20 protein-coding genes, 1 riboswitch and 1 other annotated feature are annotated in these 22,426 nt (G+C 59.9%); of the genes, 17 read left to right on the top strand and 3 right to left on the bottom strand.

Going from position 1 to position 22,426, the window contains the following annotated elements:
* Positions 1-242: 242 nt before the first annotated feature.
* Positions 243-2,432 carry an ExeM/NucH family extracellular endonuclease gene (locus G5179_RS10305; RefSeq protein WP_421258314.1) on the bottom strand — a complete coding sequence of 730 codons (2,190 nt, stop codon included), beginning with the start codon at positions 2,430-2,432 and terminating at the stop codon, positions 243-245.
* A gap of 293 nt (positions 2,433-2,725) precedes the next feature.
* A riboswitch (cyclic di-GMP riboswitch) is annotated at positions 2,726-2,808 on the top strand.
* A gap of 148 nt (positions 2,809-2,956) precedes the next feature.
* Here G5179_RS10305 and G5179_RS10310 point away from each other — a divergent pair.
* Positions 2,957-5,959 (top strand): glycosyl hydrolase family 18 protein, encoded by a 3,003-nt coding sequence (locus G5179_RS10310; protein ID WP_421258356.1) that lies wholly within the window; start codon positions 2,957-2,959, stop codon positions 5,957-5,959.
* 139 nt (positions 5,960-6,098) lie between these two features.
* Entirely contained in the window at positions 6,099-7,043 is a 945-nt protein-coding gene (locus tag G5179_RS10315) for a chemotaxis protein CheV (RefSeq protein WP_216951924.1), read from the top strand.
* 76 nt (positions 7,044-7,119) lie between these two features.
* On the opposite strand, the gene G5179_RS10320 is transcribed toward G5179_RS10315, so the two are convergent.
* Positions 7,120-8,274 carry a flagellar assembly protein FlgT gene (locus tag G5179_RS10320; protein WP_421258315.1) on the bottom strand — a complete coding sequence of 385 codons (1,155 nt, stop codon included), beginning with the start codon at positions 8,272-8,274 and terminating at the stop codon, positions 7,120-7,122.
* A 207-nt stretch (positions 8,275-8,481) separates the two neighbouring features.
* Between G5179_RS10320 and G5179_RS10325 the strand changes: the two genes are divergently transcribed.
* Positions 8,482-9,102: a FlgO family outer membrane protein gene (locus G5179_RS10325; protein WP_005338718.1), complete on the top strand. Its 621-nt coding sequence runs from the start codon at positions 8,482-8,484 to the stop codon at positions 9,100-9,102.
* Positions 9,103-9,112: 10 nt separating this feature from the next.
* Positions 9,113-9,538, top strand: coding sequence for an LPP20 family lipoprotein (locus G5179_RS10330; RefSeq protein ID WP_064338605.1), 426 nt, complete (start codon positions 9,113-9,115; stop codon positions 9,536-9,538).
* Between the two features lie 88 nt (positions 9,539-9,626).
* Here G5179_RS10330 and pheA read toward each other — a convergent pair whose 3' ends face one another.
* Complete coding sequence (pheA, locus tag G5179_RS10335) at positions 9,627-10,799, bottom strand: prephenate dehydratase (protein ID WP_005338715.1); 1,173 nt, start codon at positions 10,797-10,799, stop codon at positions 9,627-9,629.
* 38 nt (positions 10,800-10,837) lie between these two features.
* Positions 10,838-10,959 (bottom strand) — a sequence feature (Phe leader region).
* Between the two features lie 170 nt (positions 10,960-11,129).
* On the opposite strand from pheA, the gene G5179_RS10340 reads away from it, so the two are divergent.
* The 13 genes from G5179_RS10340 to G5179_RS10400 all read left to right on the top strand — a co-directional run bounded on the left by G5179_RS10340 (position 11,130) and on the right by G5179_RS10400 (position 22,425).
* Positions 11,130-11,741, top strand: a complete 612-nt coding sequence (locus G5179_RS10340) for an HAD family hydrolase (protein ID WP_421258316.1) — start codon at positions 11,130-11,132, stop codon at positions 11,739-11,741.
* Between the two features lie 18 nt (positions 11,742-11,759).
* Positions 11,760-12,038: a DUF6482 family protein gene (locus G5179_RS10345; protein WP_421258317.1), complete on the top strand. Its 279-nt coding sequence runs from the start codon at positions 11,760-11,762 to the stop codon at positions 12,036-12,038.
* Between the two features lie 79 nt (positions 12,039-12,117).
* Positions 12,118-12,954: a hypothetical protein gene (locus G5179_RS10350; RefSeq protein ID WP_227341232.1), complete on the top strand. Its 837-nt coding sequence runs from the start codon at positions 12,118-12,120 to the stop codon at positions 12,952-12,954.
* Positions 12,955-13,060: 106 nt separating this feature from the next.
* The gene (locus tag G5179_RS10355) at positions 13,061-13,633 is read left to right on the top strand and encodes a DUF3157 family protein (protein WP_227341230.1); all 573 of its coding nucleotides are present in this window, start codon (positions 13,061-13,063) and stop codon (positions 13,631-13,633) included.
* A 188-nt stretch (positions 13,634-13,821) separates the two neighbouring features.
* On the top strand, positions 13,822-14,472 hold the full coding sequence (locus tag G5179_RS10360; protein WP_216979351.1) for a porin family protein: 651 nt from the start codon (positions 13,822-13,824) through the stop codon (positions 14,470-14,472).
* 180 nt (positions 14,473-14,652) lie between these two features.
* Positions 14,653-15,600: a YbgA family protein gene (locus G5179_RS10365; protein WP_266134143.1), complete on the top strand. Its 948-nt coding sequence runs from the start codon at positions 14,653-14,655 to the stop codon at positions 15,598-15,600.
* 67 nt (positions 15,601-15,667) lie between these two features.
* Complete coding sequence (locus tag G5179_RS10370; RefSeq protein ID WP_421205905.1) at positions 15,668-16,555, top strand: MerR family transcriptional regulator; 888 nt, start codon at positions 15,668-15,670, stop codon at positions 16,553-16,555.
* On the top strand, positions 16,552-17,973 hold the full coding sequence (gene phrB, locus G5179_RS10375) for a deoxyribodipyrimidine photo-lyase (RefSeq protein ID WP_421258318.1): 1,422 nt from the start codon (positions 16,552-16,554) through the stop codon (positions 17,971-17,973). The genes G5179_RS10370 and phrB overlap by 4 nt, the downstream gene beginning before the upstream one ends.
* Before the next feature lies 1 nt (position 17,974).
* Entirely contained in the window at positions 17,975-18,403 is a 429-nt protein-coding gene (locus tag G5179_RS10380) for a nuclear transport factor 2 family protein (protein WP_113739012.1), read from the top strand.
* On the top strand, positions 18,400-19,134 hold the full coding sequence (locus G5179_RS10385) for an SDR family NAD(P)-dependent oxidoreductase (RefSeq protein WP_421258319.1): 735 nt from the start codon (positions 18,400-18,402) through the stop codon (positions 19,132-19,134). The genes G5179_RS10380 and G5179_RS10385 overlap by 4 nt, the downstream gene beginning before the upstream one ends.
* Positions 19,131-20,390 (top strand): NAD(P)/FAD-dependent oxidoreductase, encoded by a 1,260-nt coding sequence (locus G5179_RS10390; protein ID WP_216951914.1) that lies wholly within the window; start codon positions 19,131-19,133, stop codon positions 20,388-20,390. The genes G5179_RS10385 and G5179_RS10390 overlap by 4 nt, the downstream gene beginning before the upstream one ends.
* Positions 20,387-21,169, top strand: coding sequence for a DUF1365 domain-containing protein (locus tag G5179_RS10395; RefSeq protein ID WP_216951913.1), 783 nt, complete (start codon positions 20,387-20,389; stop codon positions 21,167-21,169). The genes G5179_RS10390 and G5179_RS10395 overlap by 4 nt, the downstream gene beginning before the upstream one ends.
* Complete coding sequence (locus G5179_RS10400; RefSeq protein ID WP_216951912.1) at positions 21,169-22,425, top strand: SAM-dependent methyltransferase; 1,257 nt, start codon at positions 21,169-21,171, stop codon at positions 22,423-22,425. The genes G5179_RS10395 and G5179_RS10400 overlap by 1 nt, the downstream gene beginning before the upstream one ends.
* Position 22,426 lies beyond the last annotated feature (1 nt).

Raw genomic sequence — 22,426 nt, forward strand, 5'->3', positions numbered from 1 at the left:
TATAGCTCAGCTGGGAGAGCGCTTGCATGGCATGCAAGAGGTCCGCGGTTCGATCCCGCGTAGCTCCACCAAATTCTTGTTACAAGAAGCAAAAAGGCCACCGCATCGCGGTGGCCTTTTTGTTTTCTCCATCATTTATTTTCTCCATACGTCCGCGCCTTTCATTTGTAAATCCAATGACCTGAATGAAAAAGCCCGCGAGACTCGCGGGCTTTGCTTGCACTATTCAGATACGCCAGTGGTTAACGGCGACGTCGCCAAGCCAGCGGCAACAGTGCCAGCAGGCCGAGTCCCAGTGCACCACCGCCTGAGGAGGTGTCCGGTTTGGTGGCATCGCTCTCCAGTCTCAGGTCGACGATGATGGGATCATGGTCGGAGGCACTGAAGGGGTTGTCAGACTTGAGCAGGGAGCCGGTGTACTGGCTGCCGTATTCGAACAGGGAGCTCTCGAAGGAGTTGATGTGCCAGTCGGCGACACCTGCCACCTTGCTGGCCAGCGCCGGGTTGGCGAGGGCGTAGTCCAGGGTGCCCAGCTCCCCGTCGTAGCTGTAGGAGATGGCTTTCTCCTTGTTGAATTTGACGTTGAGATCGATCAGGCCGTAGCTGCGAGTCACTTCGCGACCGAGCTGTTCATAGGACTGCTCACCGATAAAGGTGTGGGAGGCCGATACGATCTTCCGCTCGCTGGTGGCCGGGTTGTAGTCGGTCAGTACCCGGATCGGATCTTCCTTGGCGTAGGAGTTGAAGTCGCCCACCAGCAGCACCTGGCCCGGCAGTTTGCTGACCGCTTCACCCAGCACCTTGGCGGCAGAGACTCGGAACTCGGTGCACTTGCCCTGCAGATCGGCCGGTTCTGTCTTGCCATCGCCATTTTCGTAGCAGCCTGACCCCTTGGATTTGAGGTGGTTGACCACCAGCGTCAGCGGCTCCTTGCTCTTGGCGAGGGTGAAGGTCTGAACCAGCGAGTCGCGCTGACCGGCTGTCTTGGCCACACCACCAGTGGTGTAGCGCTGCTCCGGCAGCTTGATGACGCTGGCATCTCCGCTGGGGGTGAGCAGGGCAGGACGGTAGATCATCGCTACCATGATGGCGTCGCCGCCGAAGAACTTGCCATCGGTAAGTGCAGTGACCGGCAGACGCACATAGGCGTAGTGTTTGCTCGCATCCTTCTGCTGTTCGTTGAGGCGGGTCACCAGATTTTGGAGGGCCGAGTTATCCTCGAAGCCGTTGTTCTCCATCTCCATCAGGCCAAGCAGATCGGCATCCATTGCGGTGATGGCATTGACGATCTTGGTGCGCTGCTTCTCGAACTCGGGCTGGCTTTTGGCTCCCCGGTTGCAACCTTTGGCGTTGTCGGCATCCGCCTGATCCTTGCACAGGATATTGAGTGCGCCGCCAATGCTGGAGTGGCTGGTGAAGTAGTTGAGCACGTTGAAGCTGCCGATCCGCAGATCGCTGCCAGCGAGGCGAGCCGGCGCGTCTTGACGATCCTCTTCAGGGCTGCGCAGCAGGGCACCGGCAGTCAGGGTGATATCGCTCGGTACCACCAGACGGAAGGCATCTTTGTTGTATACGATCACCCCCTCCAGCCCGGTCAGTTGATCACCGATGCGCAGATATCCCTGATCGGCATCCCAGCTCGGGAACCAGGGCAGTACGCCATCCGGTGCTTTGTAATCAGACTCAACCACCAGACGGTTGCTGCCATTTTGGGTGGCCAGTGCGACAGCGTCCGCACTGTTGGCAACATGAAGTTGGGTCGGTTTGATCAGCGGGGTTTTGTGGGCCAACTCTACGTTGTTGCGATAGACCTTGTAGTCGAAGCCGTAGTTGCGGGTCAGGTGCAGGTCACTGCTGCTGTCGAGACGTACCCGCATCCCTTCGTGGCGATTGAGCGCTTGAGCCAGCGTCTCCCCTTCATTGACCTGCAGTACGCTGGTCGGCACATTCAGCCCTTGTGCGGTCACTTGCAAGTGGGCTTTTTTGGTGGCCTTGTCGACTAACGGGGTCAGCTGGGTGCCGCCGTAAAACTCTTGCACCTGTGCTTCCAGACAGACTTCGCTCCCCGGTTTGATGTCTTTATATTTGGTCGCGAAGTCCTTGTCGTTCAGATAGACAAAGATGCCATCAGAGGTGGCCGGATTGCCATCGCCCACCGGGTCTGTCAGATAGAAACCCTTGGTCAGGCTTTGGCCCAGCGTCGTCACGATACCGCGAACGTTGAAGGTGCCCGGGCTGATTTTGCCGGTCACCTTGCCGTTATTGTCGGTCACGGTCTGGGTGGCCAGTGCGCTGGCGGAACCTGTGCCCTGAATAGTCGGGATGGGAGTGAGTTGAGCCGGATCGGACGGGCAGACAAATGCCGCATGGGCGCCTGAGGATGCAAGTGCCAGCCCCACGGCCAGCGACAGCAGGGTACGAGTACCTTTCATAGGTGTTCCTTTTTTATTTTTGCCAGTGATTCCATAGCCTTGGCTCGTTGACCAAGGGCGCGCATTGTCACATTTCTGGCATGTCATACCAGTGAGCCAACGCACATTAAATGAATCTGGGAAGGTGCGGGAAAGCGTTTTTATGATCCCAGTAACGATATGATTTTTTTGATAATTCAATCAATTTTAACCCTGAGATCATGACGCTTTCGTGGCAGGGGATAATTCTCTTTGAGAATAAAGATTGAGGGGATCTTGTCGCCTTCCTATACTGGGTTCGTTCCTCACGGAACCCAGGTAAAGGGCAAACCGGCAGTGATGTCGGGGCGCAATGCTTCCGGTCTCGATCGTGGATCCAGATAGCGGGGTTTCCCTGGGTGAGGGGTGGTTTTTGTGGCAGGTCCATTGCCAGTTGTCTGCGCCCATCATGCAGGTTGCGATTGTTCTTTGCCTTGGTGACCAAGCCAAGACAAAACAAGGAAGATAACAATATGCAACAGCTCTTCAGACCCAGCAGGCTTGCCATGCTGGTCGCCCTTGCGGCCGCGCCCGCCTGGGCTCAGGCCGCTTATCCCGCCTATAAATCCGGTACTGCCTACAAGGCTGGCGATATCGTCAGCAACGTCGGTTCCCTCTACGAGTGCAAAGAATTTCCCTATTCAGGCTGGTGCGGGGCATCCCCCTATCACTATGAGCCGGGGGTAGGTGTGGTCTGGGCAGATGCCTGGAAGCCCTATGGTGGCGAGGTGCCCCCTCCTGCGCTCGGTGTGGCAGTCAGCTCACCGGCTGCCGGTGCCAGCTTCAACGAAGGAGCCAGCGTGGCGCTGGCAGTGACCCTGAGCGGCCCGGTAACGGCCTTGGCCCGGGTGGAATATCTTGTCGACGGCAAGCTGGTCGCCACGGCGAGCGCCTCGCCATGGAGTGCCAGCTGGAGCGCCGCCGGAGTGGGAGGCCATACCCTCAAAGCTCGCGCGCTGGATAAAGATGGCAAAGTGCTGAGCGAGGCGGATTCGAGCTTCAACGTCGCCGCCGTGGTGGCGCCAGAGGCGCCCAAGGCGAGCATCAGCAGCCCGGCCAATGGAGCCAAGGTGATGCTGGGTCGCAGTGTGGCGGTGAGCGGCAACGTCACCGATGCCAACAACGATGTGGCCAAAGTCGAGCTCTATGTCGACGGCAAGAAGGTGGGCGAAGATACCAGTGCCCCCTGGCAGGTGAACTGGACACCGGATGCCAAAGGGAGTGCCGCCCTCAAGCTGGTGGCCACTGACAAGACCAATCTGAGCGGCGAGTCAGCGGCGGTGACCGTCACTGTCGAGGAGGCAGCGCTGCCGCCCACCGGTGGCAACCTCTCTTGTGACATTCGCCAGATCTATCGCCCGGATGGTTACGAGTGCATGGGGGATGACCATGCCCGCCGGGTCATCGGCTACTTCACCTCCTGGCGCACTGGCAAGAACGGTCTGCCCGCCTATCTGGTGAGCGACATTCCGTGGAGCAAGATCACCCACATCAACTACGCCTTCGCGGCGGTGGACGAGCAGAGCCACACCATCAAGGTGGATGACTCGGCGACCAAGATGACCTGGGATGGCGTGCCGGGTGCCGAGATGGATCCGGAGTTTGCCTACAAGGGCCACTTCAACCTGCTGTCGAAGTACAAGAAGCAGTATCCGGACGTGAAGACCCTGATCTCGGTGGGGGGCTGGGCCGATACCCGCGGCTTCTATACCGCCACCACCAAGGGTGACTGCTCGGTCAATACTGCCGGTATCAACACCCTGGCTGATTCGGCGGTGAGTTTTATCCGCCAGTACGGCTTTGATGGGGTCGATATCGACTACGAATACCCCACCTCGATGAAGGATGCGGGCAACCCCAACGACTTCCCGCTCTCCAACCAGTGCCGTGGCAAGCTGTTTGCCAACTACAAGGTGCTGATGCAGACTCTGCGCAGCAAGCTCGACAGCGCCGGCAGCGAGGATGGTCGCAAGTATATGCTGACCATCGCCTCGCCGGCCTCGGCCTACCTGCTGCGCGGCATGGAGAACTTCCAGGTCACCCAGTACCTCGACTACGTCAACCTGATGACCTACGACTTCCACGGCGCCTGGAACCATTTCGTCGGTCACAACGCCGCCCTGTTCGACAACAAGGCAGATGCCGAACTTGCCCACTGGGGCGTCTATACCCAGAGCCAGTTTGGCGGTATCGGCTACCTCAATGCGGCCTGGTCTGCCCACTACTTCCGTGGTGCCCTAGCGGCCGGCAAGATCAACGTGGGCGTGCCTTACTACACCCGTGGCTGGCAAGGGGTCAGCGGTGGCACTCACGGCCTGGCCGGCAAGGCAGCCCTGCCGAGCCAGAGCGATTGTCAGCCGGGTACCGGTGGCAGCACCATTCCGTGCGGCAACGGGGCGGTCGGTATCGACAACATCTGGCATGATCTCGACAAGAACGGCAAGGAGATCGGCGGTGGTGCCGTACCCATGTGGCACGCCAAGAACCTGGAGAACGCCGCCAGCCTGGGTATCACCACCATGCCGAGCTACGGTCAGGCCTGGGGTCTGGATCCCAACAACCCGGCGCACGTGATGCAGGGCAAGTATGTCCGCTACTACGACGACAAGGCCCATGCCCCCTGGTTGTGGAACGAGGAGAAGAAGGTGTTCCTCTCCACCGAGGATGAGGAGTCCATGGGTCACAAGCTGGACTACATCGTCAATCGTGGTCTGGGTGGTGTGATGTTCTGGGAGATGGCGGGTGACTATGCCTACGATCCGGTGAAAAAAGAGTACGGTATGGGGGATACCCTGACCACGCTCGCCTACGACAAGTTCGCCAAGGCGACCAAGTACAACACCAAGCAGAACGATCTGGCTGCGCCAACTGCCCAGCTCGACATCGCTGTGAGCCTCTCCGGCTTCAAGGAGGGGGATTCCAACTATCCGATCAACCCGACCCTGAAGCTCACCAACAACTCGACCCAGACCATTCCGGGCGGCACTCGCATCGAGTTTCTGGTACCCACCTCTACCTCCGACACCATCACTGACCAGAGCGGGGTGGGGCTGAAAGTGGTGGAGAGCGGTGGCAACCAGAACTCTGACGGGATTGCCAACGAGAAGGATTTCCACAAGGTGGCTCTGACGCTGCCGACCTGGAAAGCCTGGACGCCGGGCAGCGATGTGGAAGTGGCGATGACCTACTATCTGCCGGCCGCCGGTGTGCCGAGTGGCATCCGCATCATCAGCGGCAGCCAGACTGCGGGTCTCAAGGCCGAGTTCCCGACCCTGCCGGAGGCCGTGCTGGGCAGCAATGGTGGCGGTGAGAACCCGGGCGGCGCCACCTGCAGCAGCCAGAACGTCAACCCGGCCTCCTACAAGGCTTACCCGAACTGGCCGCAGGGGGATCATGCCAATGGTGGTGATCGCATCACCCATAACAAGATGGTGTGGCAGGCCAACTGGTGGACCAGCAGCGAGCCCAAGGCAAGCGACGGCAGCTGGAAGTCTGTCTGTAGTTATTGATTTTAAAATCAATGATATAAGTGAGGCTTCGGCCTCACTTTTTTTATCTGGTTGGTCACTCTGGTTGAAAATGCGCCTGCCCTTCCTGGCAGGCAGCCTCTATACTAGAGTCGATTAATAATCAGATGGATATCAGCGTATGGCGAGTATATTGGATTCCGTTGATCAACGAACTCAACTGGTGGGGGAAAACCGCCTTGAGTTGTTGATGTTTCGTCTCGGCACCCGCCAGATGTTCGCCATCAACGTCTTCAAGGTGAGGGAAGTGGTGAAGTTGCCCCATCTCAGCAAGATGCCGGGCTCCCATCACAATATCAGCGGGGTGGCCAATATCCGCGGCACCTCGATCCCGGTGATCAACCTGCGCAGTGCCATTGGTATGCGCCCCATGCCCATCGACAGTGAATCAAACCTCATCATCACCGAATACAACCGCACCATTCAGGGCTTTCTGGTGGGGCAGGTGGCCAATATCGTCAACATGACCTGGAAGGATATCTTGCCACCGCCGCGCTCCGCCGGGCGCGCCAATTACCTCACCGCCATCACCCGCATTCCGGAAGATGGCGTCGATCAGATTGTCGAGATCATTGATGTGGAGAAGGTGTTGGCGGAGATCATCACCTATGACATCCGCATCTCCGAAGAGGTGCTGGATCGGGAGATCCTGCCCGAGATGCACGGCCGCAAGGTGCTGATCGTCGATGATTCCAGCACCGCCCGCACCCAGGTGCGTGAGACTCTTGGCCAGCTGGGACTCGAGGTTATCGAGTGTCAGGATGGCTTGCAGGCGCTGACCCTGCTCAAGGGGTGGTGCGATGCTGGCAAGAAGGTGACCAACGAGATCCTGCTGATGATCACCGATGCCGAGATGCCTGAGATGGACGGCTACCGGCTGACCCACGAGGTGCGCAGTGATCCGCGCATGTCCGATCTCTTTATTACCCTCAATACCTCCCTGAGCGGCAACTTCAACGAAGCCATGGTCAAGAAGGTGGGTTGTGATCGCTTTATCTCCAAGTTCCAGCCCGACCTGCTGGTGGGCGTTGCGCAGGAGAGGTTGCGTCAGGTGTTGGGAAACTGACCGATACCAATCCACTGGTGAACCATAACAACGGGAAACTCGGGAGATGCCGTAAGCGCCGGTAACTCTCTGGCACCTATTCCAATACAGCCAAATCCCCATTCTGGATGTTAAACGGCGTATATTTGTTCTGGCTGCTGATGATGGCGCCATCGTCGAACACCTGCACCACTTCGAACAGGCCGTCGGCCGGGTTGCGCATCATGCGCGATTTGCCGTAGGGGTCGATGAAGTCGGCGTTGTGCTGGATGCGGAACTGATCGCCAAGCTTGATGCCGTTGCGTCGTCCCAGATTGATGTAGGGGCCGCGTTCGTTCTGGCCGACCACCCGGGCGGTGACCGGGGCGCAGGTGAGCTGGGCTACCAGATCCTGAGCCGCCTGTTGCAACTGGTAGTTGACCTCCTGGCCATAACTTGACTGCCAGAACTGGCCGCTGCTGCTGCCCACCTGTTCCCGCTTGCCAAAGGTCCAGGTGGCACGTCCTTCGTAGACCTTGCGGTTGATCAGACTGCCGTTAATACCGTCGAACAGGTAGAGCTGCATGCGAAAGTTGCGCACCGGATCCTCATACCAGCTGGTCAGCTGGTTGCCCTGCGGCTCTATGGAGAGATCGTCGATGCTGCCGAGCACCAGATACTGGCTGTCGGTACGCAGGCTGAGCGCCTTGATCTCCTCGAGGGCGCTGCGATCCCCCTGTTGCAGATGGAGCGGATCGATGCGCAGGTTTTCATCCAGCCACTGGCGCACCGCGACCCCTTGCGGCGCATTGGCGAGGGTCTCGAACAGTCGTCGCGAGAGGTTTTCCGGCATGTCGTCCATGGCGCCGTAGCTGGCTTGGTCCGGATAGCGCATTCGCAGCCTGACCAGTGTCAAATCCTTGGCGAAGTGCTGGGTCTGGCAGATCTGGCGTTCGGCCTGAATGTCGGCCACTAGCGTGATGTACATGCGGCCGTTGCGCACCTCTTCCCGCTTGAGCCGGTATTGGCGAATGTCGCCGCCGGAGCGGATCTGGATCTGCTCGGATCGCAGGCTGCCATTTTCCAGACGCTGGACGCTGGAAACGGCCGCGCCGCTGGCCAGCAGCGCCTGACGCAGGGCGTCGCGGGTCGCCTGCTCGCGGGCATAGACCTCATCGCCCCCCAGAATGGCGGCGCTGCCCTGCGCTTCGATAAGCTCGGCTCGGGCGCTCAGGCTGGCCAGCAGCAGGGTCAACAGCAGCGGTAATTTCATAGCAGATACCTTGAGTTGGCGGGCAGCCGCGCCATTTTGAGGAAATGGCGCCTGCTGGCCGACATGGATCACAACACGTTCCAAGTGGCAGCGCACGTTGGCGCTGACGATGTCCATTAAAAAAGCAAGAATCATGCCTCATTCCCGGCTCAAGCTTTGTCCGGCGCGTCCGATAACAAATCAGGTGCAGATACAGGAAAGGTATCCATGAACAAACTCATCACGGCGTTGGCGCTCGCCCTGGCATTGACCGGATGCGGCTCCGACCCTATCAATCGAGATCAGGGTGACCCCCGCCAGGCGGCGCAGGGGATGGAGCTCAACTGGCTGGTGGCGCGTATGACCGATCAGTTGATGGAGCGCAAATCACTGACCACCCTGACCGAGCCCATCGCGGTGGCCTCTTTCGTCGATCTCGATACCCTGCAGGATACCAACTGGATGGGGCAGCAGATTGAGGAGAGCTTTATCTACGAGCTCAACCGCCGCGGCGAGGTGGTGGTGGACTTCAAGCTGACCGGTAGCATCAAGGTGACGCCGCAGGGGGACTTCGTGCTGAGCCGCAACTATAAGGAGCTCTCTTCCCGTTTGCCGATCTCCCGCATTCTGGTCGGCACCTTCAGCCGCAATAGCAAGGGGATCCTGGTCAACGCCCGCGTTATCGACATGCGCACCAAGATGGTGGAGACCACAGCCCAGAGCCTGATCCCGCAAAAATATCTGTTCGGTGCCAACAACTCGTTTGGTCGGGCATCGATCAATCGCGGTTATCTGATGCGTGACAGTCAGGCTAGGCCGGGCGGTCATCTAGTCAACCTGACCCCGTGAGGAGCGAGTCATGAAGATCCTGTTTGGTTGCCTGTTGGCTCTCTTGCTCACCGGTTGCAGCGGTAACCGGGTGGTGGATTACACCCAGGGTGGCAAGCCCGATGATTTTCCGGTGCTCAAGGCGGTGGGTTATGCGGTGATCGACATCCAGCCCGGCCCCTCCCAGCCGGAGAAGATGCTGCAAGCCATTCGCGCCTCCAAGATGGATGCCTATCGCGAGCTGGCCGAGCAGCTCAATGGTCAGCAGGTGCGCGGTCAGAGCAGCTATCGTGACCTGACCCAGACCTCCAACTCGCTGGATGTGTCGGTCGCTGGTGTGGTGCGTGGTGCCCGGGTGGTTGCCTCCTATCCGCGCGGCAACACCTATGCCACCGAGATGGAGCTCGATACCCGTGCCCTCTACAACATCAATCAGTTGATGGCTGGTCAGTTCTGAGTTGATTGTCTGACCTGAAAACAGGCATCAACACAGGCATCAAAACAAAAGGCGAGCAGGGTGCTCGCCTTTTGTCGTTGTGGGCTGGTTAGCTCCCCATCAGCACCGGCGGCACTGCGGTGGGTTTCACATCCTCGCTCGGGTAGCAGCCAAGCACCTTGATATAGCGGGTGATCTTGGTCAGCTCCACCAGTGCGGCCTGCATCGCCGGGGTCTGCAGGTTGGCGGAGACATCCAGATAGAACATCTCTTCCCACGGGTTGCCCTGCACCGGACGGGACTCCAGTTTGGTCATGTTGATCTCGTGGCTGCGCAGCACCAGCAGCGCCTCGACCAGCGAGCCCGGTTTCTGGGAGGTGGACATGATGAGGGTGGTCTTGGCCGGGATCTGCGGTGCCACGTCGATGGGCTTGCGCGCCACCACGATAAAGCGGCTGTAGTTCTCTTTCTGGTTGGCGAGCTGCTCGGCCAGCACATCCAGACCATACAGTTCGCCACCGGCGGCGCTGCCGATGGCGGCGGCCTCCGGGCTGGCCAGTTCTTTCACCTTCATCATGGCGCTGGAGGAGGAGTCGCAGATCTCGTGACGCGCCCCTTCCAGCTTGCTCAGATAGTGGGAGCACTGCTGGAACACCTGCGGGTGGGCATAGAAGGTCTTGATACGGCCAAGCTCGGTCGGCACGGCGGTGAGAATGCAGTGCTCGATGGGGTAGGTGAGCTCACCGACGATGGAGAGGCTGGTATGCTGCATCACGTCATAGACTTCGTTGATGGAGCCCGAGCTGGTGTTCTCGATGGGCAGCACGCCAAAGGCGGCGCGACCCGACTCCACCGCATCCAGTACTTCACGGAAGTTCTGGCAGTTTACTTCGATCACCTGATCCTTGTAGCGCGCCAGATATTTGCGGGCGGCCAGGCTTGAATAGGAACCGCGCGGTCCCAGATAGGCGACGCTGGTCATCGGCTCCTGCTGCTCCGGGTTGAGCAGGCTCTGAAGATAGGCCTGCTGGGAGAGCACAGAGTCTTCGATGATGGTGTGATAGATGCGGGTGATGTACTGGGCATCCAACCCCAGCACGCGCCCTTTCTGGATCAGGGCGACCAGCAGCTCCTGCTCCCGCTGGTGGTCACGAATGGGGCGCGGGTTGGCTTGCTTGGCACGGGCGACCTCGATGCTGAGGGTCTTGCGTTTCGCCAGCAGGGCAAGCAGCTCCTGATCCAACCGGGTGATGTCTTGTCTGATCTCGTCGAGCGTTGCCATGATTGTTCCCTATCCAAGTAATCGATTGATATTAATGCAAAAAAAAGCCTCCGCTAGGGGAGGCTCGATTCGTCTTTGCTTTCTGTTCACACGACGACAGGCCTTCCCTCAAGCGGGCCGGATAAACGAGAAAGCAAAGAAGAATGGTGCGTGCATAGGTGTGTCCTTGAAGTAACGTCATAACCATTAAGGGATTTGCCGGTCTGATGCAAGTAAAACTTGCCCGCGGGCGGGGATGGGGGCAGGGTATCCGGTTAAGAAAATGGCATATGAGCGATGTTCTATTGACTCTGTTTTTATGACTGAAACCCAGTGGGGGAGGTAAAGACGATGGCGATTATTTTCGATCTGGGACGGGTGGTGGTGAGCTGGGATCCGGTAGGCATAGTGCGTTCGGTGCGTGGCCCGCAAGGGGCTGAACAGTTGGCCGAGCTGCTTTTTAACCACCCGGATTGGCTGGGGGTGGACAGAGGCACCATGTCGCTCCACACCATGGCCCGGGAAGCGCAAGCGCGCACTGGCCTCTCGGCGGCACAGAATCTGGCCATTTTACAGGCAGTTCCCGCTTCCCTGCTGCCAGATCCCGCTATGCTAACCCTGATAGCCGATCTGCACGGGGCGGGGCACACTCTTTATGCCCTCTCCAACATGGGGCACGCCAGCATCGACTGGCTGGAGCAGCATCAGGATTTCTGGCGCTTCTTTAGCGGCAAGGTGGTGTCGGCGCGGGTACGGATGATGAAGCCGGAGCCGGATATCTACCGCTATCTGCTGGTGTCGTTCGATCTGAAACCGGCAGAGTGCATCTTTATTGATGACAGTCCCGCCAATATTGCGGCCGCCGAGGCCCTCGGCATCAGGGGGATCGTCTTTACCGACGTGGCGAGTTGCCGTCAGCAACTGGGTGAGCTGGACAGTTTGCCTGTCACCGACAAGGGGTGATGCCCCTCCAGGAGTACTATGGAGCATGGCCGGTTTCGCAATTGGCTCAGTCACTATCCCGAGGCAACCCTGATCATCGCCTGCAAGGATGGCAGTGGTTATCAGCTCTGTATCGATGCGGAAGGGGAGTACCTCTGTCTGACAGACAGCGAGGGGGAGCACCTGACCTTCACCTCGCTGGATCAGGCGCAGGGCTTTTTGCGAGCCCATCGGGTACATCAGGCCAGATTGCGAGTGTATGACGCTCAAGGTATTGATTTTATGGATGAATCACGGGAAATAATCATCAAGTTTTAATTTTAACCTGACTCTGTAAGGGCCTATTCAGCTTGTTTCCCGCACAATAAGCCACCTGTTTATCATCCGGAGCTGTTTAATGGATGCCAATGTTGTTGTCTTGAATCAGGGATATGATCACTCTTTTCAAGCCAGGGAGCTGCAGCTGATTGAGCGACTGGCAAATTTTGACGAGCTGATAGTCTCTTTTTCGGGGCGGTTGGAATCCTGTTACAGCATCGATTTGTGCCGTGCCAGCGGGATCAAGATCCGCGCCATCACCCTCGATAATCCGACCCGCAGCCGCAGCGAAGTGGCCCGAGCCCGCCGTTATTGCCAGCGTTATGGCATCGATCACTGGGTCATCAAGAGTGACGAAATCATCTTTTGCGATCGCCTGCCTAATATGGAGGGGTTGATCGATCCGGTTCGCCGCATTGGTGAGTATGTGCAGGCTCGTCCGGAATGGGCTCATCTGCCGTTGCTGGTTCCGGCCGCGGTGGAGGAGCGTGATGACTATCTTGCCCAGTTCGGCTCACTGCCTGCCAACACCATCTGGTTTTTTGCCGATAACGGGGTGATGAGCCGTGATTTTCGCTATGGCTTCAACAAGCGTCAGCTCGGTCGTTGGGGCAAAGGGAGCAACGGTTGCCTCAGCAATCGCTTCACCAATCCACGGCAGTTGAAGCAACGTTATCTACGAATGGTGGATCAGGCCGAACAGATGCTGGCCGACATGGGGCTGGATGAGGCGCAGGTCTTTTTCCATACCCTGTGCGACTGCTCTACCACCCTGGCCCGGGTGCGTCTGCCCGAGCATCAGCGTGCTCAGGCCTTTGATATGCAATCGGATATTCTCTCTGCCCTCAAGAGGACCGAGTTCGATCTGGTGACTCTGGATATGGCGCACAAAGAGCGGCACGATCTTGCCATCTAGCCCGTGGGCAAGCGACGCCGGAGCCAGAACGTGAGTGCCGTCATAGGCAAGGGGTGGCGGGACTGTTTATACTGTCGCCCTTTCACCTGTTGCCGAGCTTCGCCCTATGAAACCCTTCTCCCGTCTGCTGATTGCCCTGTGCCTCTCCCCCGTGTTGGCGCAGGCTGCCCCTCTTTCTCGGGTGACGCTGCCCGATGGTCGGCAGGTTCAGCTCAACGATGACTTTACCTGGGAGTATCTGGTGGTCAAACCGGCCGAGTCCGTACAGGGCGTGGCTGCTGATGGGAAGGCTGGGGCCGTGGTGGCCGTTGCTGCTCCGGTGCTGACCGATCAGGCCAAGGCCAACCCCGAATTGCTGTCACAAGCAGCACGCGACGGTGTGGTGGTCAAGCTGGACAAGATCGAGGGATCTGACCCGCTGGTGCTGACCTTTATGGTGAGCAATACCGGCACCCGCAATGTGGTCGGGGTGCGTGGCATGGTGACCCTGTTCAGTGCTGACGGAGTGCAGCTGAGCCGTCAGGAGGCCCGTTTCTGGGTTGCCGAGAACCGCCTGCCGGAGACCTATCTGCGCAAGGGGCAAGTCCGTCCGTCGTTGGCCCTCGAGATCCCCCGTCCTGCCGGATTGACCGGGCAGCCCTTGGTCAGGGTCGAAATTGATGAGGTGGTCTTCCGCTGATTTGGTGTTGTCCGGCCCATGCAAACCGATTGGGCCGGCAATTTGTTACCCCTGACATCTCGGGAAATATCTGCTTACATCTGACATGGTTTTGCAACAGCTTGCCGCTCGGCAAGCCGGGATGCTGACCGCACAATGACTCCATACCAGCTCGCTAGCAACGGGCCCAATCACATGGAGTTATCATCATGAAAAAAGCAACTGTATCTCTTCTGGTTCTGGCCGGTTTCGCCTCTACTTCCGCTCTGGCACAGGATGCGTTCAGCTACGCAAAGGGCGGTTTGACCTGGGCGCACACCAAGTCTGATTACCTTAGCCAAGACAGCGCTGCATTTCCCCGTGATGCTGCCAGCAAAGGTACCCGTGATTTTGGTGGTCTGAGCCTGGACCTCTCAAAGAGCTTTGGCTCCAACTTCTACGGTCGTGCCGGAACCGAATTCACCTCCCGCAACGACGGCAATGACAGCATGTCCATCTCCAGCCTGGGTATCGGTGTCTTTACCCCGCTGAGCACAGGACTCAATCTCTATGGCGAAACCGGTTTGATGGGCTATCAACTTGAGCGTGAGCTGGCCAAGAACAACAAGGGATGGGACGAAGTGGCTCGCAAGGATAGTGGCAGCATGTACGGTGAAGTGGGTCTGCGCTACGACATCGGCGACATCGAGCTTTCCACGGCTTACCGTTACGCCAACATGACCGACGATATGCATGACTTCAAGGTAGGCGGTGCTTACAAGCTCAACCAGAACTGGGCGCTGACTGCCGACTACACCTATCGCAGCTGGGATCTGCAGAAAGGCTCCATCTCCAGCCTGGGTGTGAAGTACAGCTTCTGATCCTCCTTCCAGTAGTCCGTAGTGTCTTGATTTTTACCCATGGCGTTCGCCATGGGTTTTTTCGTTTTCCGGTGATCTCTTTTTTCTCCTTGTGTCGTATCAGTCGGCAATAGTTATACAACTTCCATTTTTTTGTATAACTGCTATAACTGAATCAAGACTTATACAAGGAGTGCCATCATGTACAAGATTAAAGTCGGTATCAGTGCTTGCCTGCTGGGACAAGAGGTGCGTTTCGACGGGGGCCACAAGCGCTCCAGCTTCTGCGAACGGGATCTTGGCGCTCACTTTGACTATCACCCCGTCTGCCCCGAGATGGCTATCGGTCTGGGGGCGCCCCGTGCCGCCATCCGGCTGGTCAAGCGCAACGGCGAGATCCGTGCCGAGGCGAGCAACGGTAGTTTCGATGTCACCCAAAAGCTGATTGCCTTCAGCGAGCAGAAGGCCCGTCAGCTCGACTTCATCTCCGGTTATATCCTCTGTGCCAAATCACCCAGCTGCGGTATGGAGCGGGTCAAGGTCTATGGCGCCAACAACGAGGGGAGCGCCAAGGAGGGGATCGGCCTCTTTGCCAAGGCGTTGATGGAGGCCAACCCCCTGCTGCCGGTGGAAGAGGATGGTCGGCTCTGTGATCCCATCCTGCGGGAGAACTTTGTGCTGCGGGTCTTCGCCTACCACGACTGGCAGCAACTCTGTGCCCGCGGTATCACCGCCTCTGCGCTGATCCGCTTCCACTCCCGCTACAAGTATCTGGTGCTCTCCCACGCAACCACCCACTACCGGGCGCTCGGCAAGCTGCTCGGCAATCTGGGCAAGTCCACCAATTTGCAGGAGGTGGCTGACAACTACATCAAGGGATTGATGACCGCGCTGACCCTGCGGGCCAACCGTCGCAGCCACACCAATGTGCTGATGCACCTGCAGGGCTACTTCAAGCGGGTGCTGACCCCGGCCCAGAAGCAGGAGCTTGCCGATACCATCGACAAGTACCGCACCGGCATCTTCCCCTTGCTGGTGCCGCTCACCCTGATCCGCCACTACCTGCGCGAGTACCCCAATCCCTATCTCGCCGAGCAGGTTTATCTCAATCCGCACCCCGATACGCTCAAATTGCGTTACGGACTCTGAATCCGTTCTGTTGCCCCGGTGCATGATTTGCACCGGGCGCTTTACACCTCTGTTTGATGGACGTTGTATGTCTGATTTATCGCAAGAAGTTGCTCATCTCGCTGATGAGGGGATCTACCCCATTCGCGAGGTCTCCCGTCTCACCGGCGTCAACGCCGTGACCCTGCGCGCTTGGCAGCGCCGCTATGGTCTGGTGCAACCGGCCCGCACCGAAAAGGGCCACCGCCTCTACAGCGAGCAGGATATCCGCCAAATCGGCGAGATTCTGAGCTGGCTGGAGCGGGGAGTGAGTATCGGGCAGGTGAAGGGGCTCCTGAGCGAACCCCATTCCGAGCCGGTGAGCGATCACTGGCAGCAGACTCTGGAGCAGTTCAGTCAGGCGTTACTCGCCTTCAACCAGCGCAAGGCGGAGGCTGAGCTCAACGATTTGCTGGCTAGCTACCCGTTCGAGCTGGTGCGCAGCCGGGTACTGCAACCGCTGGTGGAGCGGCTGCTGGGGTTGTGGCGCGAGCGGCCCGATGGCGAGCTGCTGCAACAGGTGTGGCTGGGCTGGTTCCATACCCGCTTCGCCCGCCACCTGATCGAGCAGGAGAAGGGCGTGCCGATCACCTTGGTGAGCTGGGGACAGGTCGGCCCCCTCGATCTGGTGTGGGCCGCTTACGAGCTGATCGGTCAAGGCTATGAGGTGCAACTGCTGGGAGCGGTAGAGCCTCGCCATGCCAGCTTGCTGGAGGGGCGTGCCGTTACCCCCTGGCTGGTACTGCTGGGAGCTGGTCTTGGCAAACCGGAGCTGGCCGCCGGGTGGCCTGCAGGCACGCGCCTGTTTGGCGAACTGGGCCGTCTCTACGATGATGAGTGGCTTAAAGCACACGGCTGGCAGGCGAGCCTTGCCGAGCTGATGGCGAACGCGCCTGCTGCGGCTGGCGCCAGCGGACGCGGGAGGAAAACGTCATGAGACTGGTCTGGTTGCGCAACGATCTGCGCCTTGCCGACAACCCGGCGCTGCGGTATGCCTGCGCCGGTGATGGACCGGTCGCCGCGCTCTTTATCATCTCCCCCACCCAGTGGCGGCAGCACAAAATGGCCCCCATCCGTCAGCGCTTTATGTTGGCGCAGGTGGATGAGTTGGGCCGCGAGCTGGCGGCGCTTGGCATCCCGCTCCATCTGCTGCGAGTGGAGACTTTTGCCGAGGCGCCCGCTGCGTTGTCAGACCTCTGCCGCGAGCTGGGGGTGACCCAGCTTTACGCCAATCAGGCTATCGAGATCGATGAGCAGCGCCGCGACCACGCCGTCAGCGCCGTGCTGGCAGAGCAGGCGGTGAGCTGTCACTGGCTCAACGGTTGTTGCGTATTGCCGCCGGGGCGGGTGCTGACCGGCTCGGGTGAGATGTTCAAGGTCTTCACCCCTTTCAGCCGCGCCTGGCTCAAGGCACTCGATGAGGAGGGGTTTGTCATTCATCGCGCTCCTGCGCCCCGTGGTGAGCCCTTGCCGTGGCAGCCGCTGGTCGAACGTGCGTGGGTTGATGAAGGGCTCGGCGAGCTGACGCCTGATCCACGCTGGCCAGTGGGGGAGGTGGAAGCTCTGCGTCGTTTGAACATTTTTCTGGAGCAGGCAGTGCTCGACTATGGCGAGACCCGGGATTTTCCTGCCATCGCAGGCACGTCCGTGCTCTCCCCCTATCTGGCGGCGGGCATCATCAGCCCGCGTCAGTGCGTGGCGGCGCTCCAGCAGCGGCTGGGCTATCGACCCCAGTCGAAAGCCCAGCCCGGCTTTGTCTGGCTCAATGAGCTCATCTGGCGCGAGTTCTATCGCCACCTGCTGGTACTGATCCCGACCCTCTCCATGAATCGCCCCTTCAAGCCCGAGACGGCGGACTTGCCGTGGAGTTGGGATCCGGATGCCTTTGCCGCCTGGTGCGAGGGGCGCACTGGCTACCCCATCGTCGATGCGGCGATGCGCTGTCTCAACGCCACCGGCTGGATGCACAACCGGCTGCGGATGATAGTGGCGAGTTTTCTCACCAAGGATCTCCATATCCACTGGCGGCTCGGGGAGGATTACTTCATGAGTCGGCTCATCGATGGAGATCTGGCAGCCAACAACGGTGGCTGGCAGTGGGCTGCAGGCACCGGTGCCGATGCCGCCCCCTACTTTCGGATCTTCAACCCCACCACTCAGGGGCAACGATTTGATCCACAAGGGGAGTTTATCCGTACCTGGGTAACTGAACTGGCCGATATTCCCGCCGCTTATGTGCATCAGCCCCACGACTGGCTGCGGCTCAAGGGGCGACGTGATTATCCGGCACCCATGGTGGATCACGCCGTTGCCCGGGTGAGAGCCATCGAGATGTTTCGCTCTCTGGAGAAATAGGATGAACGAGCCGCTGGCCCGCTTTATTGGCCTCTATCAGCAATTGGACAAACAGCAGTTGCACCGCTTGCCCGATGTCTATGCCGAACAGGTGGTCTTTACCGATCCGGCCCACCGTATCGAGGGGCTGGCGGCCCTTGGCGACTATTTTGCCGCCCTCTATCAGCGCCTCGCCTACTGCCGCTTCGTCATCACCAGTCAGCAGCAGCAAGGGCCTCAGGCCTGGCTCGGCTGGACCATGACCTTCTCTCACCCCAGATTGCGTGGTGGTGAGCCGGTGACGGTGGAGGGGGCCACCCGCCTCGAATTCGATGAGGCGGGCAAGGTGTGCCAGCACCGGGACTATTTTGACCTGGGCGCCATGCTCTACGAGCAGTTGCCGCTGCTCGGGCCCGTGGTGCGCACTATCAAGATGAGGCTGGGCGCATGAGCGGCCGGGTGCTTATTACAGGCGCGACCTCCGGCATCGGTCGTCAACTGGCGCTGGATTACCGGCGGGCAGGCTGGCAGGTGTGGGGTTGTGGCCGCGATGGCGAACGGCTGCAGGCGCTGGGGCTGGATGGCGTCACGCCGCTGCAATTTGATGCCCGGGATCTGGCCGCTATGAACGGGGTGGCCGCCATGCTGCCATTCCTCGATCTGCTGATCCTCAACGCAGGCAACTGCGAGTACATGGATGTCGGCGATGGGTTTGACAGCGAGCTGTTTGCCCGTGTCATCGACACCAATCTGACCGCTACCGGCCATGCTTTGGCCGCCTTCTTGCCGTTGCTCGGGGCTGGGTCACGGCTGGCCATCGTCAGCTCGTCGGTGAGCTGGCTGCCGCTGCCACGAGCCGAGGCCTATGGCGCCTCCAAGGCGGCCCTCGACTATCTGGCGGATACCTTGCGCCTCGATTTGGCCAGCAAAGGGATCGGGGTGACCCTGATCCGCCCCGGCTTTGTCCAGACGCCGCTCACCGCCAAAAATGATTTTCCCATGCCCTGTCTGGTGACGGTGGAGCAGGCCTCCCGCGCCATCATGGACGGGCTGACCGCTGGTCGTCACCAGATCCACTTTCCCCGCCGTTTCATCTGGTTGCTGCGCCTGCTTGGTGCGCTGCCGGTGGGGCTCTGGCTGCGCCTTGGCCGCGCACTCGTATCGAAAGGAAGCCATTCATGAAGAAAAAGATCGCCATCGTCGGTTCAGGGATCTCGGGGCTCACCGCCGGTTTTCTGCTCCACAAACTCCATGACATCACCCTGTTCGAAGCGGCGCCGACCCTGGGCGGTCACACCGCCACCGTCGATGTGAATCAGGCTGGCCGCAGCTATGCCATCGACACCGGCTTTATCGTCTTCAACGATCGTACCTACCCCAACTTCTTGAAGTTGCTGGCGCGGATTGGCATGGCGCGCCAACCGGCCGAGATGAGCTTCTCGGTAAAGAGCCCGGAGGGGCTGGAGTACAACGGCCACAATCTCGATACCCTGTTTGCCCAGCGCAGCAATCTGCTGAGTCCGCGCTTCTATGGCTTTGTCGCCGAGATCTTGCGTTTCAACCGGGAGGCGCGGGCCTGGCTGGCGGATGGTCAGCATCAGGGGGCTGGCCCCGAGCTGACGCTGGGGGATTTTTTGCTGGCGGGGGAGTTTAGCGACTACTTCGCCCGCCACTACATCTTGCCGATGGGGGCGGCGATCTGGTCATCGACCCTGGCCGATATGCGCGCCTTCCCCCTTGGCTTCTTCCTGCGCTTTTTTGCCAACCACGGCCTGCTGGATGTGGCCAATCGCCCCCAGTGGTACGTGATCCCGGGTGGCTCGCGGGAATATATCGGCCCCCTTACCGCGGGTTGGCAGTCGCAGATCCGACTCGCCTGTCCGGTGCAGAGCGTACGGCGGGACGCGGATGGCGTTGTGATCCAGAGCAGTTACGGCGAGGAGCGGTTTGACGAGGTGATCTTCGCCTGCCACAGCGATCAGGCGCTGGCGCTGCTGGCGGATCCCGGCGAGCGGGAGCAGGCCATCCTCGGCGACATGCCCTATCAGGCCAACGATGTCTGGCTCCATACCGATGCTCGCTGCCTGCCCACCCGTCGCAAGGCATGGGCCAGCTGGAACTATCAGCTCGATGGCAACGATGAGACACGGCCGCTGGTGAGCTACAACATGAACATCCTGCAGGGGGTGAACTCGCCGGAGCCCTTCTGCGTCAGCCTCAACCCCAAGGGCAAGGTGGATGAGAGCAAGGTGCTGCGCCGCTTCGTCTACCACCATCCGGTGTTCAATCAGGCCTCTATCGCCGCCCAGCAGCGGCGTGCGGAGATCTGCGGCCAGCAGCACACCCACTTCTGCGGTGCCTACTGGTACAACGGCTTCCACGAGGATGGGGTGCGCAGCGCGCTGGATGTCGCCAGGCGCTTCGGGGCCGAGCTATGAATGGCGCCACCGTGGCCACCGAACATGAGGGAGCCGACGAACTGGCTGGTGTTACCAGCGCCATCTGGCAGGGTTCGGTGCGCCACCGCCGTTTCGCGCCGCGGCCCCACGCCTTCTCCTACAGCCTCTTTATGCTGGGACTGGATCTCGACGAGCTGCCGCAGCTCGATCAGGGGCGCTGGTTCGGGGTGGAGCGCTCGGGGCTGCTCTCGTTTCACCGCCATGACTATCTCAAGGGCAGCGAGGGGAGCCTCAAGCAGGCGGTGTGGCAGAAGGTGAGCGAGCTGGGTGGTGATGCCGAGCCCGAGGGGCGGGTACTGCTGCTCGGCAATGTGCGCTGTCTCGGGTTCTACTTCAGCCCGGTCAACTTCTACTTCTGCTACCGGCAGGGAGACGCCCGCTATCTGCTGGCAGAGGTCTCCAACACCCCCTGGAACGAGCGTCACTACTACCTGCTGGATCTGGCGGCGCTGGCACCCCATGACAAGGATTTTCACGTCTCCCCTTTCATGGGGCTGGCGATGCGTTATCACTGGCGGATCAGGCCGCCCGCGCAGGAGACGCTGATCCATATCGAGAGTCATCCCGTATCCGGTGAAGCCAAGTTGTTTGACGCCACCCTGGCGCTCACTCGCGAACCCTTGTCGCGCAAGGGGCTGGTGGCCCTGCTGGCCCGCTGGCCATGGATGACCATGAAGGTGCTGCTCGGGATCTACTGGCAGGCCCTGCGTCTTTTTATCAAACGAACCCCGATATTTACCCATCCGGAGAGCCGCTAATGGAACTTGCTCAATCAACCCTCTCTGCCTCTTTCATCGACAAGGGGGCAAGGCAACTGCTGCTCAATCTGCTGGGGCGCCTAGAACATGGCCAGCTGCTGCTGCGGGATGGCGGTAAGCGCCACAGCTTTGGCGTGGCGGGCACCGATCTGCATGCCGAACTGGTGGTGCAGGATCCCGCCTTCTATCGCCGCCTGTTGCTGGGGGGCAGCATTGCCGCCGGGGAGACCTGGGTGGAGGGGCTCTGGACCAGCCCGGATCCGGTGGCGTTGGTACGGCTGCTGGCTCGCAACCTGACTCTGCTCGACTCCCTCGAGCGGCGCTTAGGCTGGCTCAGTTTCCCCTTCAACAAGGTGCGCCACTGGCTTAATCGCAATACCCTGACAGGTTCGCGCTCCAACATCGCCGCCCACTACGATCTCGGCAATACCCTCTATCAGGGTTTTCTCGACAGCCATATGCAGTACTCGAGCGCCATCTATCCGAGCGCCGAGGCTACTTTGGAAGAGGGGCAGCAGGCCAAGTTGCGTACCATCTGCGAGCGGTTGGAGCTGGGCCCTGACGATCATCTGCTGGAGATCGGCACCGGCTGGGGCGGCCTCGCCGTCTATGCCGCCCGCCACTATGGCTGCCGGGTGACCACCACGACTATCTCCCGGGCCCAGCATGACTATGCCAAGGAGTGGATTGCGCGGGAGGGGCTGGGGGATCGCATCACCTTGCTGCTGGAGGATTACCGCAAGCTTGAGGGCACCTATGACAAGCTGGTCTCCATCGAGATGATCGAGGCGGTGGGCCACGCCTTCCTGCCCGACTATTTCCGCCAGCTGTCGCGGCTGCTCAAACCCGGTGGTCGCCTGCTCATCCAGGCCATCACCATCGCCGATCAGCGCCATGCCCAGTATCTGCGCGGCGTTGATTTCATCCAGCGCTACATCTTCCCCGGTGGCTGCCTGCCGAGTGTCTCCCAGATGGCGGGGTTGCTGGCGCGGGAGACCGACATGCAGCTGGTGCGGTTGCACGATCACGGCCATCACTATGCCCGCACCCTGGCTCACTGGTGCGATCGCTTTCTGGCGTTGGCGCCCGAGCTGCCCAAGCTCGGTTACAGCCAGGATTTCATCCGGCTGTGGCACTTCTACTTCGCCTATTGCGAGGGGGGATTCTGGGAGCGCACCATCAGTCTGGTGCAGCTGGAGGCCGCCAAGCCGGGGCCCGCTGGCTGGTCGGGTGATGTGCCAGTAAGCGGTCACTGAC

This window comes from Aeromonas sp. 600886 (assembly GCF_049174935.1).
In the GTDB taxonomy this organism is placed as follows: domain Bacteria; phylum Pseudomonadota; class Gammaproteobacteria; order Enterobacterales; family Aeromonadaceae; genus Aeromonas; species Aeromonas veronii_A.

Coding starts and splice junctions, on each gene's coding strand:
- G5179_RS10390 (WP_216951914.1), top strand. CDS start 19,131: ATGAAGAAAAAGATCGCCATCGTCGGTTCAGGGATCTCGGGGCTCACC.
- phrB (WP_421258318.1), top strand. CDS start 16,552: ATGAGACTGGTCTGGTTGCGCAACGATCTGCGCCTTGCCGACAACCCG.
- G5179_RS10395 (WP_216951913.1), top strand. CDS start 20,387: ATGAATGGCGCCACCGTGGCCACCGAACATGAGGGAGCCGACGAACTG.
- G5179_RS10350 (WP_227341232.1), top strand. CDS start 12,118: ATGGATGCCAATGTTGTTGTCTTGAATCAGGGATATGATCACTCTTTT.
- G5179_RS10345 (WP_421258317.1), top strand. CDS start 11,760: ATGGAGCATGGCCGGTTTCGCAATTGGCTCAGTCACTATCCCGAGGCA.
- G5179_RS10355 (WP_227341230.1), top strand. CDS start 13,061: ATGAAACCCTTCTCCCGTCTGCTGATTGCCCTGTGCCTCTCCCCCGTG.
- G5179_RS10325 (WP_005338718.1), top strand. CDS start 8,482: ATGAACAAACTCATCACGGCGTTGGCGCTCGCCCTGGCATTGACCGGA.
- G5179_RS10340 (WP_421258316.1), top strand. CDS start 11,130: ATGGCGATTATTTTCGATCTGGGACGGGTGGTGGTGAGCTGGGATCCG.
- G5179_RS10310 (WP_421258356.1), top strand. CDS start 2,957: ATGCTGGTCGCCCTTGCGGCCGCGCCCGCCTGGGCTCAGGCCGCTTAT.
- G5179_RS10370 (WP_421205905.1), top strand. CDS start 15,668: ATGTCTGATTTATCGCAAGAAGTTGCTCATCTCGCTGATGAGGGGATC.
- G5179_RS10365 (WP_266134143.1), top strand. CDS start 14,653: ATGTACAAGATTAAAGTCGGTATCAGTGCTTGCCTGCTGGGACAAGAG.
- G5179_RS10320 (WP_421258315.1), bottom strand. CDS start 8,274: ATGAAATTACCGCTGCTGTTGACCCTGCTGCTGGCCAGCCTGAGCGCC.
- G5179_RS10380 (WP_113739012.1), top strand. CDS start 17,975: ATGAACGAGCCGCTGGCCCGCTTTATTGGCCTCTATCAGCAATTGGAC.
- pheA (WP_005338715.1), bottom strand. CDS start 10,799: ATGGCAACGCTCGACGAGATCAGACAAGACATCACCCGGTTGGATCAG.
- G5179_RS10360 (WP_216979351.1), top strand. CDS start 13,822: ATGAAAAAAGCAACTGTATCTCTTCTGGTTCTGGCCGGTTTCGCCTCT.
- G5179_RS10400 (WP_216951912.1), top strand. CDS start 21,169: ATGGAACTTGCTCAATCAACCCTCTCTGCCTCTTTCATCGACAAGGGG.
- G5179_RS10305 (WP_421258314.1), bottom strand. CDS start 2,432: ATGAAAGGTACTCGTACCCTGCTGTCGCTGGCCGTGGGGCTGGCACTT.
- G5179_RS10385 (WP_421258319.1), top strand. CDS start 18,400: ATGAGCGGCCGGGTGCTTATTACAGGCGCGACCTCCGGCATCGGTCGT.
- G5179_RS10315 (WP_216951924.1), top strand. CDS start 6,099: ATGGCGAGTATATTGGATTCCGTTGATCAACGAACTCAACTGGTGGGG.
- G5179_RS10330 (WP_064338605.1), top strand. CDS start 9,113: ATGAAGATCCTGTTTGGTTGCCTGTTGGCTCTCTTGCTCACCGGTTGC.